Raw genomic sequence first — 17,419 nt, forward strand, 5'->3', positions numbered from 1 at the left:
TTTGTTCAAGTCAAGTGGGCAGGAGCACTACGTTTTGGCATTGATCCATGGATTTCATCTGCGCAATGTTCGCGGAGATCTATTAGGCGGATTGACCGCTGCGGTGGTGGCGCTGCCTTTAGCCCTCGCATTTGGCAATGCTGCCCTTGGCGATGGAGGCGCGATCTACGGTCTCTACGGAGCTGTGATTGTTGGCTTCTTCGCAGCGCTGTTTGGAGGCACTCCATCTCAGGTCAGCGGCCCGACAGGACCGATGAGCGTCACTGTGGCAGGAGTTGTCGCCGCTCTTGCTGCTGTTGGTATTTCCACAGCGTTGCCAACGGTTGATGGTCCAGGCGAGCTTTTGCCCCTGGTGATGGCCGCAGTTGTTGTTGGAGGTCTATTCCAAATTCTGTTTGGGGTCTTACGACTGGGTCGTTACATCACGCTTGTGCCCTATTCAGTGGTGTCTGGTTTTATGTCTGGGATTGGGGTGATCATCCTCATTCTTCAGATTGGACCTCTCTTTGGCATCTCAACCAAGGGCGGTGTGATTGCTTGCCTTACGCAGTTATCGGCAAACTTTCAACCCAACTGGGGCGCGGTAGCAGTGGCGGTGATGACCTTGGCCATTGTCTTTTTGGCACCTCGGCGACTCACCGAGGTGGTGCCTTCTCCGTTGTTGGCTTTGTTGATTGTTACGCCTCTTTCGGTTGTGCTGTTCAATGACGCGAACCTTGCAGCCCGAGGCATCGATGAGCTGCCGCGTATCGGCACGATCCCTGAAGGTGGCCTGGGCTTTTCTTTGCCCAGCTGGGACCCAGCATTTCTTCCTTTGATTATCAAATCAGGCTTAGTGCTTGCAGTGTTGGGAGCAATCGATTCGCTGTTGACATCCCTTGTTGCAGACAACATTACCCAGACTCGTCATAACTCAGACCGAGAGCTGATTGGCCAAGGAATTGGCAACTCTCTTGCTGGGCTGTTTAACGGATTGCCTGGCGCCGGTGCAACGATGCGGACGGTGATCAATGTCAAATCTGGAGGCAGCACGCCACTCTCTGGAATGGTGCATTCCATTGTGCTGTTGATTGTTTTGTATGGAGCAGGTCAGTTCGCGGCTTTAATTCCAACTGCCCTGCTTGCAGGAATATTGGTCAAGGTAGGTCTCGATATCATTGATTGGAGCTTCTTGCTTAGAGCTCATCGCCTCTCGATTAAGACAGCTGTTGTCATGTATGGCGTCTTGCTGATGACAGTTTTCTGGGATTTAATCTCAGCAGTTTTGGTTGGTGTGTTTGTTGCAAACCTATTAACCATTGATTCGTTGACACAAGCGCAATTGGAAGGAATGGATGCTGATAATCGTTTGATGGATGGTGATTTTGACAACAAATCAACTGGTGCTGCTGCTAATACTGAAGAGCCATCTTTGCCCCCTTCAGAACAAGCATTGCTTGATCGTTGTGGCGGGCAGGTGATGTTATTTCGCCTGCGCGGACCATTGAGCTTTGGGGCTGCTTCGGGGATCACAGAACGAATGGCTCTGGTACGTAATTACAAGGTTTTGATCCTTGACATTACTGAAGTTCCTCGGCTTGGCATTACTGCAACTTTGGCCATTGAACAGATGGTTCAAGAGGCAAAAAACCATTCAAGGAAAGCTTATGTTGTGGCTGCAAACGAGAGGGTCCGCAACAGACTTGAGAAGTTTGATGTGCAAGGCTTGATGGCTAATCGAACTCAAGCTCTTGAAGCCGCCCTGGCTGACTTGTAAGAGCAAGTGACAACTTATTAGAGATCCCAGTTTCATGAGACCACCTTCATGGGGTTGGGATCTTTGATGAAAATAATGATATAGTCTTCCTTGTAAAATCTTCAGCTTTTGAATGGTCTGAAAAATTGTCTACGCTTCTTTTAAGTTCCTCTTTCCCAGTCATTATCTAAAACAGCCCTTATCTCCCTGCAACCTTTTATATGATCACAGCAACCGCAACAGCACTTGATGCAGGGCTCATACTGGCAAATGTTTTATCACCAAAGGTTTTATTTTTTTTCTTGGGTGCGATTGCGGTTTTCTTGAATGCTGACCTTGAGATTCCTGCGCCGCTGCCGAAATTATTTTCGCTTTATTTGTTGATGGCCGTTGGCTTTAGGGGTGGCATGGCTTTGGCGAAAGATGGTCTCGGTGGCCAAGTTATCCCAACCATTACTGTTTCTGTGTTAATGGCGGCGGTCATCCCGCTGATTTGCTTCTGTATTTTGCGATTGAGGTTTGATGTCTTTAATGCAGCAGCAATATCAGCGACATATGGCTCAATTAGCGCAGTGACCTTTATCGCTGCTGAGAGTTTTCTTCAGGCTCAAAATATTTCTTATGACGGCTTTATGGTGGCCCCACTGGCGTTAATGGAATCACCGGCAATCATCGTTGGCTTGATCTTAGTTCGGATTGGTTCCCGTCAGGCTCGTCCTGGCTCTGAAGCAATGAACTGGCGCAAGGTTCTGCATGAATCGATGCTGAATGGCTATGTGTATTTGATTGCAGGTAGCCTTGTAATTGCTTTCATTGCTTCTATCTATAGCCCTGCTGGTGTAGAGAAGATGGAACCATTTATTTATAAGTTTTTCTATGGAGTCTTGTGCTTCTTCTTGCTTGAAATGGGGATGGTTGCGGCGCAGCGTTTTAAAGACCTTAAAAAAGCAGGCGCGTTTCTTATCTTCTTTGCGATACTGATGCCAATGTTCAATGCTTTAATCGGAGGCCTTGTTGCTAGGGCCCTTGGTTTAGGGTATGGCAATGCACTCTTGTTTATTATTTTGTGCTCTAGTGCCTCATATATTGCCGTCCCTACGGCAATGCGAATGACAGTTCCAGAGGCTAATCCAAGATATTACATTTCTAGCGCCTTGGGATTAACTTTCCCTTTTAATCATACGATTGGTATTCCGCTATATATGGGTTTGGTTTACAAGTTAATCCCTGCATCAATTTAAAATCATGAAGCGCCTGGATTTGATCGTAAGCGAGAGAGAGCTTGAGTTAGTGATTGAAGCTCTTGATAAAGCTGGGGCACCTGGCTATTCAGTTATTAGGCCTGTAACAGGTAGAGGGCCTGATACGTATGTGACAGAGGGTATGGATTTTAGTGGACTTGGTACAAATGCTCATGTGATTGTTTTTTGCGAGATAGAAGTTCTTGAGAAGTTGCGTGTATCGATAAACCCCTTGCTTAACTATTATGGTGGTGTAGCTTATGTTGCGGAAGCCTCCCCGCTCTGACAATCTTTTGAAAACATAAACGTTGACGATATGAGTATTGTTCGGCTTATTGGTAGCCGCAATTGATGCCGCATTAAAGGTTTAAGTTTTTTCCTCACACTAGAGGGATAACTTTCTCTTTGAAGTTAGCTTGATTGATTTGAGAGCACCATTCTCTTTCTGGTAACCAAGTCATAGCTGAATGCAATGATTCCAACTTGCAAGGAAAGAAATAATTAAAATATCGCATATGAATCTAAATATAAGCTTCTAAAATAAAGTGGGTTTTTCAATGACTTCTCCCCTTCCTGCCATTAGAACAGTATTAGCGGTGTTATCTGGATGTTGTCAAGAGATACTCGCCTGCGTTTGCAAGAGATTCTTGCTCGAGTCGCAAGCGATCAGCCCGTTAGCTTAAGTGAACGGATTTATATTCATAAGTTTGCTGACCGAAATCAGACTGTTGCAACCTGGTTGCATAGAGCGAGGAGAGAACAACAGAAATTGCAACCTCGAGATGGTATCGATCAGTTACTCGATGCTCTTCAGCTTGGATCGTCCGAACCAGATGATGACTACTGCTCGGAGGATGAAGACCTTGGCGAATGGTTTGGCGGAGCTCCGTCCTGGTTAGGGAGGAGCTGAACTTCGATCGTAGGTTTTTCTATCACAATGCAATGTGTCTGCACTTAGATTTTTTTAAGTGCAGACGAAACATGACTAAATTTACGAGAATCGATTTTTTGGATTGATGGCTGCAGTTCGCTTTTTGCCGGCAGTTCTGGCTTGATCTCTTACTCTTGCTTCTTGTGAGTCATCTAGCCAGAAAGAAACCAATGATGAAATCCAAGTAGCTGAGGGTGCTGAGCTGGCTTGCTCTGCTCGAAATCAAGTTGATCAGGCTGTAGCGGGGGGCAATGCGCTGACTCCTGAACCCACGATTGCCCAGGCTGAATTCAGTGAGTATCGTGACCAGGTGAAGATCTTCCGCGACGCTGTCGAGGAGATACGTGAGTAGATGGATCTGACTCTTGCTGAAGCTGCTGATCAGCTCAAGGGCAAAGTGGCTCCTGTGATTGCGGCCAGAGAACAATTGATGGCAACCACGGTTTGCATAGATTTTGAATAGTCGACTGAAAGAGAGTCAGACGATGAAGACGAGTCAGAAGACGAATGATTAAAGACAATCTCTTCTGGAGATTGATCAGTTTGATGATTAATTTTTGAGGGATTCACAGGCGGCGACGGAATCCATCGCCGCTGAATCCATCAACATTGCGCTCTGGAGTTTTGTCGGAACTGCTGAGCTTCCAAACGTTTCTGCTGACTCGCCTTGCGATTAGCCCTCCACGTCTGACTTCCTTTGAGCCGGGTCTAGCGCCAAGAAGTTTTGACACCTCAGCGGTGCTCAGTGGAGCACCAGTTTGAATGGCCAAAGATGTGAGCTCGAGGCGTTGTCGCAGAGCTAAAAGATCGGCTTGTCCGCCAGTCTCAGCTTGAGACCATGTCCATTCACTTGCACCTTCATGCATTTTTTGCATCAGGCCCAAACCAATTAAACCCAGTGCTTGCTCTGCTTTTAGATCTGTTGGAAGGTTTGTAGATTCAGATTTTTTTTCTTGCATGGTGGCCATAGTCCATCCCAATCATTGATTTGGACGGTATCGGCTCTAAGGCCACTTGCAAGAGCAGTGCATTTGAAAGATATGTTCAATCACAAGGTATTATCCCCGCCATGCAGCGATTTGCGGGTTTAGAAATTCGGGAGCGGCGTCAAGGTGGAAGCTCGCTGGTGACAGGAACTGAGGTTTTGCCTCAGGCCTCAGGGGCAAGCTGCGTCATTACGACTGATTCGGAGACAGCAAGGGTTGGCCGTCAAAATAGTCATGTGCAGCAAATTGAATTGCGCACGTATGTTTTCCTCGATTCACTTCAGCCTCAGCTAGCTGCCTACATGGGCACGGTGAGTCAAGGCTTTTTACCGATTCCTGGTGATGCTTGCCTGTGGATGGAGGTCTCACCAGGCATGGCTGTCCATCGAGTGACTGATATTGCCCTTAAGGCCAGCAATGTGCGATTAGGCCAGATGGTCGTTGAAAGGGCTTTTGGTTCTTTGGCCTTATACCACCGTGATCAGAGCACGGTGCTCCATTCCGGTGATGTTGTTTTGGATGCGATTGGCAGCACTGTTAGCCAGAGAAGTTCTTGTGATGTGAGCTGGACCGAGGTGATCCGTGCGATAACCCCAGATCACGCTGTTTTGATTAATCGCCAAAATCGTCGTGGTTCGATGATTGAAGCTGGAATGAGCATGTTCATTCTTGAAACCGAACCGGCTGGTTATGTATTAATTGCTGCCAATGAAGCTGAGAAGGCCTCCAATATCACCATCGTTGACGTGAAAGGCGTGGGAGCCTTTGGCAGGCTCACTTTGGCGGGGAAAGAAGGTGATGTAGAGGAGGCTGCTGCTGCTGCAATGCGAGCCATCGATCAAATCAATCGCTAGCTAAACAATCTGATCAAGTCCTAGTTGTTCTCGCAGGCAAGGGGCTAGTGCTCTAGCCGCTTTTCCTCGACTACCAAGCCTTGAAAGCTGTTGATTGTTGAGTTCTCCGTAGGTGCAGTTCGCTTCGCGAACCCAAAACAGCGATTCGAACTCGCCTCCTTCATAGGCAGGCGATCTAAGTAGTTCTCCCCAGCAAATCCCCTCTGCGGCTTTAAGAAGCTTCCCCTTGGAATTGCATAGAACCATCACACTGCGGAAGCGAGCACTCCGATATGGGTTGTTTTCAAGGGCCGCAAGGATTTTCTTGATTTTTTCTTGATTGCTGGCAGCAAAGCGGGCCGAATAAAGCCCCGGGGCTCCATCCAGGGCATCAACTTCTAATCCGGAGTCGTCAGCAATGGTCCAGTTTCCAACTCGTTTTGCGACTGCTCGAGCTTTGAGTAGGGCATTGTCTAGATAAGTGGAGCCCGTTTCCTCGACATCTAGATCTTTTGGTTGCCTCTGCACATCGATTGGTAGTGGACCAAGCATTGCTTCGATCTCGGCGACCTTGCGAGGGTTTCCACTCGCAATGGTTAGCAGTGGTTTAGCCAAAATCAAAAAAACTATCGCTCTTATTCTGCTTTAGGGGGTGGAAGTTCTCTCTTGGGAAGACCTGAGGCAGGATTTTTGATTGTTTCTGCTCCCCTTGGGCAAGCGATGGAAACTCCTGGAGCCGATCAATTGAGGCTTTCGCGCGGCTTGGCAACCAAATATGGCCAAGCGCTGACAGAAAAACGAACAGTCGTTCAAAACAGTCGTAGCAAGGGTGATTAGTCGAGCTTATAGAAGGGGCTACGGATGGTGATCTCCGTTTCGGCTGAATTTGCTTGACGGAAGTTGCCTGCGCAGAGCATTCTCCTTCCCGAACATTCAATCTCCTACTACAGGTAAGCAATGGCTAGCGAAACCATGGGCATCGCCCTAGGCATGATCGAAACCCGCGGCCTCGTGCCAGCAATTGAAGCTGCTGACGCCATGACCAAGGCAGCTGAAGTGCGCCTGATTGGTCGTGAGTTTGTCGGTGGTGGATATGTCACCGTGCTCGTGCGTGGCGAAACAGGTGCTGTGAACGCCGCCGTTCGTGCTGGCGCTGATGCTTGTGAGCGTGTTGGTGACGGCCTTGTGGCAGCGCACATCATTGCTCGCCCTCATCGTGAAGTTGAGCCTGCGCTAGGCAACGGCAATTTCTTAGGTCAGAAGGACTGAGGCCTTCTGCGATGGCTCTAAGAGCCGCGCTATCTCAACCTTCTATACCGACTTAAAAGGAGCTATTCCATGAGCAAGAAGTATGACGCAGGGGTTAAGGAGTACAGAGACACCTACTGGACTCCCGATTATGTACCCCTAGACACTGACCTGCTGGCCTGCTTCAAGGTCACTGGCCAGGAAGGAGTACCCAGAGAGGAAGTTGCTGCGGCTGTAGCTGCTGAATCTTCAACAGGTACTTGGTCCACAGTTTGGTCAGAGCTATTAACTGACCTTGAGTTTTACAAGGGCCGTTGCTATCGCATCGAAGATGTCCCTGGAGACAAGGAGTCCTTTTACGCTTTTATTGCTTACCCTCTAGACCTTTTTGAAGAAGGTTCAATCACTAACGTTCTGACCTCTTTGGTCGGTAATGTTTTTGGATTCAAAGCATTGCGCCATCTGCGCTTAGAAGACATCCGCTTCCCGATGGCCTTCATTAAGACCTGCGGTGGTCCTCCTAATGGCATCGTCGTAGAACGCGATCGTTTGAATAAGTACGGTCGCCCCTTGCTTGGTTGCACCATTAAGCCAAAGCTTGGCCTTTCTGGTAAAAACTACGGACGTGTGGTTTATGAGTGTCTGCGTGGTGGCCTCGACTTAACCAAAGACGACGAGAACATCAACTCTCAGCCTTTCCAGCGTTGGCGCGAGCGCTTTGAGTTTGTTGCTGAGGCTGTCAAGCTTGCACAACAAGAAACTGGAGAAGTCAAAGGTCATTATCTCAATTGCACCGCGACGACTCCTGAAGAGATGTATGAGCGCGCCGAGTTCGCCAAAGAACTCGACATGCCAATCATCATGCATGACTACATCACTGGTGGATTTACCGCCAACACAGGTTTGGCGAATTGGTGCCGTAAAAACGGCATGCTGTTGCATATCCACCGCGCCATGCATGCGGTGATTGACCGTCATCCCAAGCACGGAATTCACTTCCGTGTGCTTGCTAAGTGCCTGCGCCTTTCCGGTGGTGACCAACTCCATACAGGAACTGTGGTTGGCAAGCTAGAAGGTGATCGTCAGACCACCCTCGGCTTCATCGACAATTTGCGTGAGTCTTTTGTTCCAGAAGACCGCAATCGCGGTAACTTCTTTGACCAAGACTGGGGTTCCATGCCTGGAGTCTTTGCTGTTGCCTCTGGTGGTATCCACGTTTGGCACATGCCAGCATTGTTGGCAATTTTTGGAGACGACTCCTGCCTGCAGTTTGGTGGTGGTACTCATGGTCATCCATGGGGGTCTGCTGCAGGTGCTGCTGCTAACCGAGTCGCACTTGAAGCTTGTGTCAAAGCACGCAATGCCGGTCGTGAGATCGAGAAGGAAAGTCGCGACATCCTTATGGAAGCGGCGAAGCATAGCCCTGAGCTGGCCATCGCACTTGAGACTTGGAAAGAAATCAAGTTCGAGTTCGATACTGTCGACAAGCTCGACGTTCAGTAGATCGGCTTAATCGAGGAGACACCTGTCTCCTCAAAACTTGTTCTCAGATTTAGTTAGGCCAACACTTAATTGTATTGGCCCCCAAATATCCACATTCCAAGGTTCACCATGCCTTTCCAGAGCACAGTTGGTGACTATCAAACAGTCGCCACCCTGGAAACCTTCGGCTTTTTACCGCCGATGACCCAGGACGAAATTTACGATCAAATTGCCTACATCATTGCTCAGGGATGGAGCCCTGTTATTGAGCACGTTCATCCAAGCGGTTCCATGCAGACTTATTGGTCTTATTGGAAGTTACCTTTCTTTGGCGAGAAGGATCTGAATGCGGTCGTTAGTGAGCTTGAGGCTTGCCATCGTGCATACCCAGATCACCATGTGCGCATGGTCGGTTACGACGCTTACACCCAAAGCCAAGGAACTGCATTCGTAGTATTTGAAGGACGCTGATTTTAGTTTCAGCATCTATTCCTTAATAGCCTCGAGTTTTTTCGGGGCTATTAATTCTCATCAGAGGCGACGAGCCTCATTCCTCCTTACGACGTTTTTATTGGTTGGACATGGCAAAACAATCCAGTCGAGAGCTAGCGCTTGAACGCCGTAGGGCCCAGAGCAACTCAGGCAAGAAATCCACTTCATTAAATGGATCAAGCCCTAATCGCACCCGCAATGCTTCTGATGCACGTGTAACAAGGACTGATCAATCTTTCCTCAAGACTGGAAAAACATCTCCGCAGATAATCGCTGCTAAGAAAGAGCTATTAGATACGTCTTTTGTTGCTTCAAGAGAATCTTCTGGCGCTTCCCGTCGTCAAGTCAAATCCATAGCTAATCCTAGTCGAGAGTTGGTTTTGGCTCGTCGTGATCAGCTTTCTCGCCGTGGTCAGCCAGCGGCAAAAAGTAAAGATAGAACCCGTGCAGAAGTTGAGAAACTATCTTCAAAGCTTAGCCAGCAAGTTGCTGCAAAGAATGAGGTTAAGGATTTAGCCTCTAATCAAAAAAGTTTTGATGAATCTGCTGCTAATTCTTTGAGGACTTCTGATGCCATCTCAAGATTAAGTCCTAAACACTCATCTTCAAGCCGCCCTACTTCGAAACGCCGCTCAATACAGAATCCAAGTCGAGCATTGGTTCTTGCACGCCGTGAAGCACAATCGAAACACGGAAAAACAGCAGCCAATCAACCGACCTCTGCCGCATCAGTGGCGCGTCAGGGAGACCCTGACTTGTCAAGTAGAGAGATTTCACAGAGAGTGCGTGAATTGCGTAGTAAAAGTGGATCTACCGATAAAAAGCGTTCAGGTGCTTGTCGTCCCTGTGGCCCTAATCGTAATGGTTCCAAGCAGGCTGTTGCCGCAGATGCTCATTGGAAAGTTGGTTTAAGTGAAACAAATACAGGCCAGTTTGTTACTGGAACTCAAGCAAATCGCTCTTCTAAAACCACTGGCAACGAAGCGAGTACTTGTCGTTCAATTACAGGTACTCAATATTTAGGTTCAGAGGTGTTTGATGCTTTTTGTCAGTCATCTCCGCAACCAGGTCAGCCTTTGAAAGTTGCAGTTACAAATACTAGCCATGGAAATCGGGTGACCGGTAATGAAGTTGGTCGCTCCGAAAAAGTGACTGGTGATGAACCTGGGACTTGTAAGACTTTGACCGGCACTGAATATATTTCAGCTAATCAGGCCAATCAATATTGTGGAGTTAGCCAACCTTCCCCAAGAAAAGTTGGCCAGAGCATTACAGAAGATGGTCGAAAGGTTAGCGGTGTGATGGTGGGACGTTCCGAGAGGGTTACTGGAGACGAAGCTGGTTCCAATCGGCAACTGACTGGTGATCAGTATCTTGGAGCTGACCCACTCCCTGAAGGAAGACCTGCTGAAAAAGTTGGTTCATTTCATACTCTGCGTGGAGCAGGTGTAACTGGTACCAATGTTGCTCGCTCTGAGTACGTTACAGGCAATGAACCAGGTAGTTGTAAAAGAGTGACCGGTGATGAATATGTTGGTACTCAGCAATACAAAACATTTTGCGGTGGCAAGCCAAATCCTGAGGCCGCAAAGGTCGGTTTAAGCCTCACAAATAAATCTCAAACTGTTAGTGGAACTCTTACAGGTCGCTCGGAACTTGTAACAGGAGATGAACCTGGAACTTGTAAAGCGGTAACTGGAACTCCCTATAGCGGTGTTGAACAGGCTTCAGGTTGGTGTGATACAAATTCTGTAAGAGAAATTCAGGATAGAACTCCAAAATTGTTGGGTACACCTGGCGCTGTGATGACAGGTCTTCAGCCTGGAGTAGGTGGAGTGATGACAGGAGCAGAGAAAGGTGCTTGTGAACCTTTAACTGGCACCCCATATGTAGGTGGAGATCAACTTGTTCAAGCATGTGGAAGTGATGCTCCCGCTGGTAGTAATGATCACCAGGGTTCATCAGAATCATCTCCTTGGACTCACTTTAGTGTTCAGTCTCCTGCGAGAGCGATGCAGCTACAGCGTGATCCTCGCGCTGGTGTGACGGGAACAAGTTATGAGCAGGGCTCTCAGATTACGGGTCCTTTTAATATGGCGGTTGATAAAATTACTGGCACTGAGCAGTTCCGTTTTGACCGGAAACAACGTCATTTCAAGTCAGTTCCTGTTGAAGCAACCCCCAATGATGTAAGTCAAACACGCCCAGAATCACGAGTTACAGGAGAAGGCCAATCTGCCGGCCTCAATATCACTGGTGATGATTGGGATCGCAGTGAAAGGGTGACTGGTACCGAAGGAGCTTCTGCCCGTCGCCGTAATCCAACTCGGCCTGGCCCGATGTCTGCGATGCCTGTCGCTGATTTAAAGCGTAATGAGGAACTTTCTCAACCAATGAGTCGCGTAACAGGGTCAAGTGGTAACACTGATCAAGGCTCCTTGATCACAGTCTCTGGCGGCGCAAGGGGTTGATTGATTGATGGCCTATCGCAATCGCAATTTGGCCTCTCAAACGCAAAGACCCTTGGCGCCGACTGCTCCAAGGAGGAGGCCTGTGGTAACACCTCAGATCTCTGATCGCTCAAGGCTAAGAGGGTTTGCCAATGTTGGTTCAGGACCTTGCCACCCTCTCACAGACAGAGCTGCAAATCAGCATCTGCAGACTTATGAAGCCAATGTCAAAGGCTCTTTTGAGCTGATTGTTCCTTTGCTTAAAAGGATCTCAGCACTTCAGCATGATCAGGATTTTGTCTCAAAGTCTCAAAGTCTTTCTCGCTCTGAACTTGGTTTTGATTTGCCTAGCCACCTTTTGGAACAGGCTTGGGTACGAGCATTAGATATGAGGGCCTTATTTGCTTGGTGTGTGTTTCAGTCTCATCAGCAGGTGAGTGACCGCTTTTTTCAAGAAGACCCTCTGCAAGGAGGAGAAGGCAGCATTCAAGCAAAGCATTTCCAATCATTCCTTGTTGATTGTGGTTTTCATCTCCTTGATGTATCCCCCTGCGCTGATGGACGCTTGGCACATACGATTGCTTATGCCTTACGGATTCCATTTAGTTCAGTAAGACGTCGCTCCCATGCAGGCGCTCTATTTGATGTTGAGAAAACTGTCAACCGTTGGATTAAGACAGAACATAGACGTTATCGAGAAGGTGTTCCAAATTCAGCCGACTCTCCAACGCGTTATCTCAAGGTTGTCACCTATCATTTTAGTTCCCTTGATCCATCTCATCAAGGATGTGCGGCTCATGGGAGTGATGATGCCTTGGCAGCTTCTGCTGGTCAACAGCGCCTGCTTGATTTTCGTGAATCCGTCGAAAATAGTTTCTGTTGTGGAGCATCAGTAGACCTTCTTTTGATCGGGCTTGATACCGATACTGATGCCATTCGCGTTCATGTTCCTGCGGCAGATGGTTCAATTGTTTTAGACGAGTGGCTTTCAGCGGAAGATCTTTATAACGAGACGCTTTCTCTAACTTCAGATGAGGCGATGCAACATATTGCTGAACGTGTTGAAGCCAGTGCGCCTAAGAAACCCGACGAGGGGATGGTGGCATTCATTGTGAAATTGATTGCAAACAACTTTTCTCAGATTGACTACGTGAAGCAATCACATGCTGGACCCTACCCAGATGCTGGGCATGCAGAGCGTTTTATTGGAGTTGGAATAGGTTTTAAGGAAGTGCATCTTCGCAACCTAACTTATTTCGCCCATTTGGATACTGTCGAAGTAGGTGCCCCAGATTTAGATGTAGGAGTGAAAATTTTTAAAGGGTTGAATGTTTCTCGAGATCTACCAATTCCTGTTGTTGTTCGTTTTGATTATTCTGGCCAAGTCCCAGGGGCAAGGGATCGGGCTGTCACTGATTGCTATCGCGTAAATCAAGCTATTGCTGAGCGTTATTCAGATCTTTTCGATCAGGGTCTTCTTCATACATTCTTGACCATTCGTGATCGCGATAAAAAAGACACTTCAGAGGTCGTTGGTTCCTCCTTGGAGCCCATTCATCAGGAGGCACACTGACATGTTGATCTGCAAGGTTCTTAAGCCGCTTGTTTCCACCAATCGAATCCCGGGATTCGAACACAAACACCTTCAAGTTGTTCTCGATGGAAGTTCCAAGAAGGTTGCAGTTGATGCTGTGGGTTGTAAGCCAGATGATTGGGTGATTTGTGTTGGCAGCTCAGCTGCGAGAGAGGCGGCAGGAAGTAAATCTTATCCGAGTGATCTTACGATTGTAGGTATTATTGATCATTGGGATCCAGACGCCCCGAAGCCAGTTTCAGGGGGCTCAGCTTGATGGAAATCATGCAGGTGATGGGCCGCTTGGTTTGTACGCAAAGGGTTGACGGTCTCGGTCATATGCATCTGCGCATCTTGCGTAATAATGCCGGTAAGCAGTTGGTGGCTGTTGACCCTGTTGGTGCTCGAGAGGGCAATTGGGTGTTTACCTCCAGTGGATCAGCTGCACGTTTTGCATGTCCAGATCCCAACACTCAAACAGATCTGACAATTGGAGGAATTATTGATTACTGGTTGCCTGATGGATAGGTAATAAATGATTCGGATTTGATCCATCTCTGCTCTTCTTCTTAAACTTTTTATCCATGCCAAAACCTTCTTCCTCTAGTTCTTCAGACAGCCCCTCGTTGACGACAGCGAAACCTGCTGGCTCTGAAGTTGCCAAAAAAGTTCTTCCTGGCAAGGCAACACAAACTGTGGATGTTTCTGCTTCAACATCGTCTTCAGCAAGTTCAAAGTCGACTACGAGCAGAAGTGCTGCTACAGCTCGTACTTCCGCCAGTAGAGCAACGTCAGCGGGGTCTGCATCAAGGGGTGCTGCGGGTTCCAGTGGCAGTGGCTCTTCGTCTGGTGGTGCTATCAAGCCACCCGCCTCTTCCTCCGTGCCTTCTTTTGTTCAGGGGATTGCACTCGGAATGATTGAAACTCGTGGCATGGTTCCTGCCATTGAAGCGGCTGATGCAATGACTAAAGCTGCTGAGGTTAATCTCATCTCTAGGGAATATGTCGGTGGTGGTTATGTCACTGTGATGGTGCGTGGCGAAACAGGAGCTGTGAATGCAGCTGTTCGTGCTGGTGCAGATGCCTGTGAGCGGGTTGGTGATGGACTTGTTGCAGCCCATATTATTGCTCGTCCTCATCAGGAAGTTGAGCCAGCATTAAGACCCACGCATGCGAAGCGCCGCAGCTAAGTTGGGTACACCCTAATTTTTAGCTTTCTAATTTGCGGGTTTCTTCTGTGGCGAAGTTATTCAGAAATCTGGTTTGATCAACTTTGATAACAAGCATTAAGGTTATTCTTTAACTTCGAACAATCCATCTCCCCACTGTTGTGATGAATCAATGGCAGAAGCGCTCTCGTCCCATACGACTCGAACGGCGATTTGAATTCGAAACCTATGCAGAAACCAGGGATTTTTTAGACCGTCTTGGCGAGCACACTGAAGCCGCAAAGCGCTTCCCTGATATAAGTTTTGGACGTACCTATGTCAATATCACTTTGCGGCCGGAGGATGAAGAAGAAGAGGTTGAGTTAAATGATGATGATTATAAATTTGCAGCTGAGATAGATGGACTCCTCAATTGATCTCTCTTTGGCTTATGCCGATTCCGGAGTTGGAGAGGTACTAGATCAGTTGGATTGCGAGCTGATTGGCTTGAGGCCGGTGAAGACGAGGATTCGAGAAATTGCCGCTTTGTTGTTAGTTGATCGGGCCAGAAAAGATCTCGATCTTGCTAGCACGATGCCAAGCCTTCATATGTCTTTTACTGGACGACCTGGCACTGGAAAGACAACTGTTGCAATCAGAATTTCTCAGATTCTTCATCGCCTTGGATACCTGCGCAAAGGACATGTTGTAACTGTCACCCGTGACGACTTAGTTGGTCAGTACGTTGGCCACACGGCACCAAAAACTCGGGAGATGATTAAACGTGCACAGGGAGGTGTGTTGTTTATAGATGAGGCATATTACCTTTATAAACCAGGTAATGAAAGAGATTATGGAGCAGAAGCAATCGAAATATTGCTACAGGATATGGAGAGCCGGCGAGGTGATTTTGTTGTTATTTTTGCTGGTTATAAAGATAAGATGGATGCTTTCTATCAATCTAATCCGGGCCTTTCTTCGAGGGTTGCTCACCATATTGATTTTCCGGATTACAGCAATCAGGAGTTGATGGCTATCGCTCAGTTATTCCTGGTCCAGCAGAACTATTACTTTGGCGATGAAGCTGAGGGCGTTTTCGAGGATTACATCGAACGTCGCCGTCATCTTCCTTTCTTTGCTAATGCTCGTTCAATTCGCAATGCTTTGGACCGTACCCGTTTGAGGCAGGCGAATCGATTGTTTGCGCGCATGGGAGAACAGCTCAGTCGTGATGAACTGATGACGATCGAATCTGCTGATATCTTGGCAAGTCGTGTATTCCAAGGGGAGGTGGAAGGTCGACATCCGACTCAACCGCTTATGGAATCGTCTGAATGAGGATTGAAGATAGCTTTTTGGATGTTTTGGATGAAAACCATGCTCTACTTTGGTTGTTCCAGATCCCGTCTGATCAGCACAAGCAAGTAAGACGGTGCCTTGTAACGGCTGGGGAGGCAACGATTGAGGGTCTCAAGATGGCTCCAACACACTGTGCGCTCTATCTCTTGGGTGCTACGACCTTCCTGCAGCAGTCGCCTTAGGGCCTTGCAGTAAAGGGGATAACCCGCCTCGAGTTCGCCAATGGTCAACTTGGCTTCGGCCATGGTTTCTCGCAGTACGCCTCTAAACCTATGCAATCTTCAGACTACTCAGCGGACTGTCCGTCTTGGCGGATTCGGCTTTTGCTTTTAGGTTCCGCCAATCGTTTTTTCCCCTTTCAACGCTAGGGAAAGTCACAGGAGTTAGCAGTAACCCCACTTCCGCTGTCAATCAAAGTGATTAGGGTTGATCGGATCGAAGAACTCCTGCTAGGTCAGCGATAAGAGGACAGGGACAAGATTTTCTTGAGTCGCTACACGCTTGATCAAAGCGCTTCACGTCTCCACTGGTTGTTTTCAGCCGAGCCAAGCAACGCAATCGATTTCCACTCGACCACCTTTTGGGAGGGCAGCTACTTGAACACATGCTCTTGCTGGGCTGATGCCATCCCCGAAGATCTCGCCATAGAGAGCATTAACTCTCTGAAAGTCCGCTAGATCCGTGAGGTAAACCGTGGTACGAATCACTTGCCTTGGCTCAGCACCGGCTGCTGTGAGCACAGCCATCAGATTGCTTAGGACCTGGCGGGTTTCAGCTTCCACATCACCTTGCCCAACCATCACCCCGTTGGTTGGATCAAGGGCAATTTGACCAGAGCAGTACAGCCATCCTCCTGCTAGTACGGCCTGGTTATAGGGGCCGACTGGTGCTGGAGCTGATGCTGTTGTGATTGCTTGCACAGAAGGGGCGTTCATGGTCTGCTCTGAGCATCAATGGTGCATCATCGCTGTCAGCTTTTGTTTCTGTTGAAAATCCTCTGGGAGTGAGGCCGCTTCGTTCATGTTCGAGCGGCCTTGATCTCCATGGATTGCAATTTCACTGGCTGTTGGTCCTGTTCCAAGAGAACAGGACTGCCTTGTTGCTGAACAGTTTTGCCCGGGCAGGCCATTTTGATCTTGTTGCGTCAGATATTTGTGCTTAGTTTCGCCATTGATCCTTGTGTTGGCGAAGTTCCGCTAGCTCTTTGCTGTTCTGAGCACGCACGAAGAGGTTGGTACGTTGTTCTTCTGAAATGCTGCTAGGCAGGCTCAGGGCACCCCTCTGGCGGCGACTTGAAACGTCTACCAGTCGTTCGCTGATAGCAATATCTTCTGGATGCAGGGCGGAGGCCCAGCGCAGATTTGCTTCGGTGTATTCGTGAGCGCAATACACACGGGTCTTCGCTGGCAGGCAACAGAGACGTTGAAGAGCCTTGAACATGTCTTCGGCAGTTCCTTCAAACAGTCGGCCACATCCAGCTCCGAAAAGGGTGTCACCACAGAACACTGCTGGATCTTCACGATCTTCCTTGTTTGTGGGCAGGTAATAAGCAATGTGTGCTCTGGTATGACCCGCAACGGCGAGCACCTCAACACTGCTGTTTAGAAGAGAAATCTTGTCTCTATCACGAACGGAGATCGTCTGGAACGGAATGCGATCACGGTCGTCAGCGGCTGCTACCACGGCTGCGTTAGGCCAGTCCCTAAGCAGCTCAAGGGTGCCACCAATGTGATCAGCATGGTGATGGGTCTGAAGTACTGCTGCGAGTGAGAGCTTTCGAGTTTGCAGCCATGTCTTGACTGGTTCTGCGATTGCTGGATCCACAACGACAGCTTGGTCGCCTTTAATCCAGATCCAGATGATGTTGTCCTGAAGAACAGGAAGGGCATGGATCGATGAACGTTGTTTATCGCTAGTCGCAGCTGTTGAGGTTGCCTCCAT

At 48.4% G+C, this 17,419-nt stretch carries 21 protein-coding genes; 15 read left to right on the top strand and 6 right to left on the bottom strand.

The window, feature by feature from the left end; genetic code table 11:
- The first annotated feature begins 34 nt into the window (after window positions 1-34).
- From PMIT1303_RS02465 to PMIT1303_RS02480, 4 genes are all read left to right on the top strand, one after another.
- Window positions 35-1,756: a SulP family inorganic anion transporter gene (locus PMIT1303_RS02465; protein WP_063397401.1), complete on the top strand. Its 1,722-nt coding sequence runs from the start codon at window positions 35-37 to the stop codon at window positions 1,754-1,756.
- Window positions 1,757-1,956: 200 nt separating this feature from the next.
- Entirely contained in the window at window positions 1,957-2,976 is a 1,020-nt protein-coding gene (locus PMIT1303_RS02470) for a sodium-dependent bicarbonate transport family permease (RefSeq protein WP_063397373.1), read from the top strand.
- 4 nt (window positions 2,977-2,980) lie between these two features.
- Window positions 2,981-3,262 (top strand): hypothetical protein, encoded by a 282-nt coding sequence (locus tag PMIT1303_RS02475; RefSeq protein ID WP_063397374.1) that lies wholly within the window; start codon window positions 2,981-2,983, stop codon window positions 3,260-3,262.
- Window positions 3,263-3,583: 321 nt separating this feature from the next.
- Window positions 3,584-3,886, top strand: a complete 303-nt coding sequence (locus PMIT1303_RS02480; protein WP_063397375.1) for a hypothetical protein — start codon at window positions 3,584-3,586, stop codon at window positions 3,884-3,886.
- Between the two features lie 169 nt (window positions 3,887-4,055).
- On the opposite strand, the gene PMIT1303_RS13225 is transcribed toward PMIT1303_RS02480, so the two are convergent.
- Both PMIT1303_RS13225 and PMIT1303_RS02490 read right to left on the bottom strand, forming a co-directional pair.
- Window positions 4,056-4,334 carry a hypothetical protein gene (locus PMIT1303_RS13225; protein WP_063397376.1) on the bottom strand — a complete coding sequence of 93 codons (279 nt, stop codon included), beginning with the start codon at window positions 4,332-4,334 and terminating at the stop codon, window positions 4,056-4,058.
- Window positions 4,335-4,473: 139 nt separating this feature from the next.
- The gene (locus PMIT1303_RS02490; RefSeq protein ID WP_011825468.1) at window positions 4,474-4,875 is read right to left on the bottom strand and encodes a hypothetical protein; all 402 of its coding nucleotides are present in this window, start codon (window positions 4,873-4,875) and stop codon (window positions 4,474-4,476) included.
- 101 nt (window positions 4,876-4,976) lie between these two features.
- Here PMIT1303_RS02490 and PMIT1303_RS02495 point away from each other — a divergent pair, with 101 nt between their 5' ends.
- A complete protein-coding gene (locus PMIT1303_RS02495; RefSeq protein ID WP_011130579.1) occupies window positions 4,977-5,747 on the top strand; it encodes a hypothetical protein in 771 nt (256 codons plus the stop codon).
- Here PMIT1303_RS02495 and PMIT1303_RS02500 read toward each other — a convergent pair whose 3' ends face one another.
- Window positions 5,748-6,341, bottom strand: a complete 594-nt coding sequence (locus PMIT1303_RS02500) for a non-canonical purine NTP pyrophosphatase (RefSeq protein WP_063397402.1) — start codon at window positions 6,339-6,341, stop codon at window positions 5,748-5,750.
- A 342-nt stretch (window positions 6,342-6,683) separates the two neighbouring features.
- Between PMIT1303_RS02500 and PMIT1303_RS02505 the strand changes: the two genes are divergently transcribed.
- From PMIT1303_RS02505 to cbbX, 10 genes are all read left to right on the top strand, one after another.
- Window positions 6,684-6,995: a BMC domain-containing protein gene (locus tag PMIT1303_RS02505; RefSeq protein ID WP_011130577.1), complete on the top strand. Its 312-nt coding sequence runs from the start codon at window positions 6,684-6,686 to the stop codon at window positions 6,993-6,995.
- Window positions 6,996-7,064: 69 nt separating this feature from the next.
- Window positions 7,065-8,477: a form I ribulose bisphosphate carboxylase large subunit gene (locus PMIT1303_RS02510; RefSeq protein WP_011825472.1), complete on the top strand. Its 1,413-nt coding sequence runs from the start codon at window positions 7,065-7,067 to the stop codon at window positions 8,475-8,477.
- A gap of 108 nt (window positions 8,478-8,585) precedes the next feature.
- Complete coding sequence (locus PMIT1303_RS02515; protein WP_011825473.1) at window positions 8,586-8,927, top strand: ribulose bisphosphate carboxylase small subunit; 342 nt, start codon at window positions 8,586-8,588, stop codon at window positions 8,925-8,927.
- Window positions 8,928-9,037: 110 nt separating this feature from the next.
- Window positions 9,038-11,419 (top strand): CsoS2 family carboxysome shell protein, encoded by a 2,382-nt coding sequence (locus PMIT1303_RS02520; protein ID WP_063397377.1) that lies wholly within the window; start codon window positions 9,038-9,040, stop codon window positions 11,417-11,419.
- Between the two features lie 7 nt (window positions 11,420-11,426).
- Complete coding sequence (locus PMIT1303_RS02525; protein WP_063397378.1) at window positions 11,427-12,971, top strand: carboxysome shell carbonic anhydrase; 1,545 nt, start codon at window positions 11,427-11,429, stop codon at window positions 12,969-12,971.
- Between the two features lies 1 nt (window position 12,972).
- Window positions 12,973-13,248, top strand: a complete 276-nt coding sequence (locus PMIT1303_RS02530) for a carboxysome peptide A (protein WP_011825477.1) — start codon at window positions 12,973-12,975, stop codon at window positions 13,246-13,248.
- Window positions 13,248-13,499: a carboxysome peptide B gene (locus PMIT1303_RS02535; protein WP_011825478.1), complete on the top strand. Its 252-nt coding sequence runs from the start codon at window positions 13,248-13,250 to the stop codon at window positions 13,497-13,499. The genes PMIT1303_RS02530 and PMIT1303_RS02535 overlap by 1 nt, the downstream gene beginning before the upstream one ends.
- 56 nt (window positions 13,500-13,555) lie before the next feature.
- Window positions 13,556-14,161 carry a BMC domain-containing protein gene (locus tag PMIT1303_RS14280; RefSeq protein ID WP_063397379.1) on the top strand — a complete coding sequence of 202 codons (606 nt, stop codon included), beginning with the start codon at window positions 13,556-13,558 and terminating at the stop codon, window positions 14,159-14,161.
- A gap of 143 nt (window positions 14,162-14,304) precedes the next feature.
- A complete protein-coding gene (locus tag PMIT1303_RS02545) occupies window positions 14,305-14,556 on the top strand; it encodes a 4a-hydroxytetrahydrobiopterin dehydratase (RefSeq protein ID WP_063397380.1) in 252 nt (83 codons plus the stop codon).
- Window positions 14,540-15,457: a CbbX protein gene (cbbX, locus tag PMIT1303_RS02550; protein ID WP_063397381.1), complete on the top strand. Its 918-nt coding sequence runs from the start codon at window positions 14,540-14,542 to the stop codon at window positions 15,455-15,457. The genes PMIT1303_RS02545 and cbbX overlap by 17 nt, the downstream gene beginning before the upstream one ends.
- Window positions 15,458-15,501: 44 nt before the next feature.
- Here cbbX and PMIT1303_RS02555 read toward each other — a convergent pair whose 3' ends face one another.
- The 3 genes from PMIT1303_RS02555 to gloB form a co-directional block, all read right to left on the bottom strand.
- On the bottom strand, window positions 15,502-15,723 hold the full coding sequence (locus PMIT1303_RS02555; protein WP_011130567.1) for a DUF3136 domain-containing protein: 222 nt from the start codon (window positions 15,721-15,723) through the stop codon (window positions 15,502-15,504).
- Window positions 15,724-16,014: 291 nt separating this feature from the next.
- Entirely contained in the window at window positions 16,015-16,413 is a 399-nt protein-coding gene (locus PMIT1303_RS02560) for a Rid family detoxifying hydrolase (RefSeq protein ID WP_011825483.1), read from the bottom strand.
- Between the two features lie 223 nt (window positions 16,414-16,636).
- Window positions 16,637-17,419, bottom strand: a complete 783-nt coding sequence (gloB, locus tag PMIT1303_RS02565) for a hydroxyacylglutathione hydrolase (protein WP_011825485.1) — start codon at window positions 17,417-17,419, stop codon at window positions 16,637-16,639.

The sequence above is a fragment of the Prochlorococcus sp. MIT 1303 genome (assembly GCF_001631965.1).
Lineage (GTDB): Bacteria > Cyanobacteriota > Cyanobacteriia > PCC-6307 > Cyanobiaceae > Prochlorococcus > Prochlorococcus marinus_D.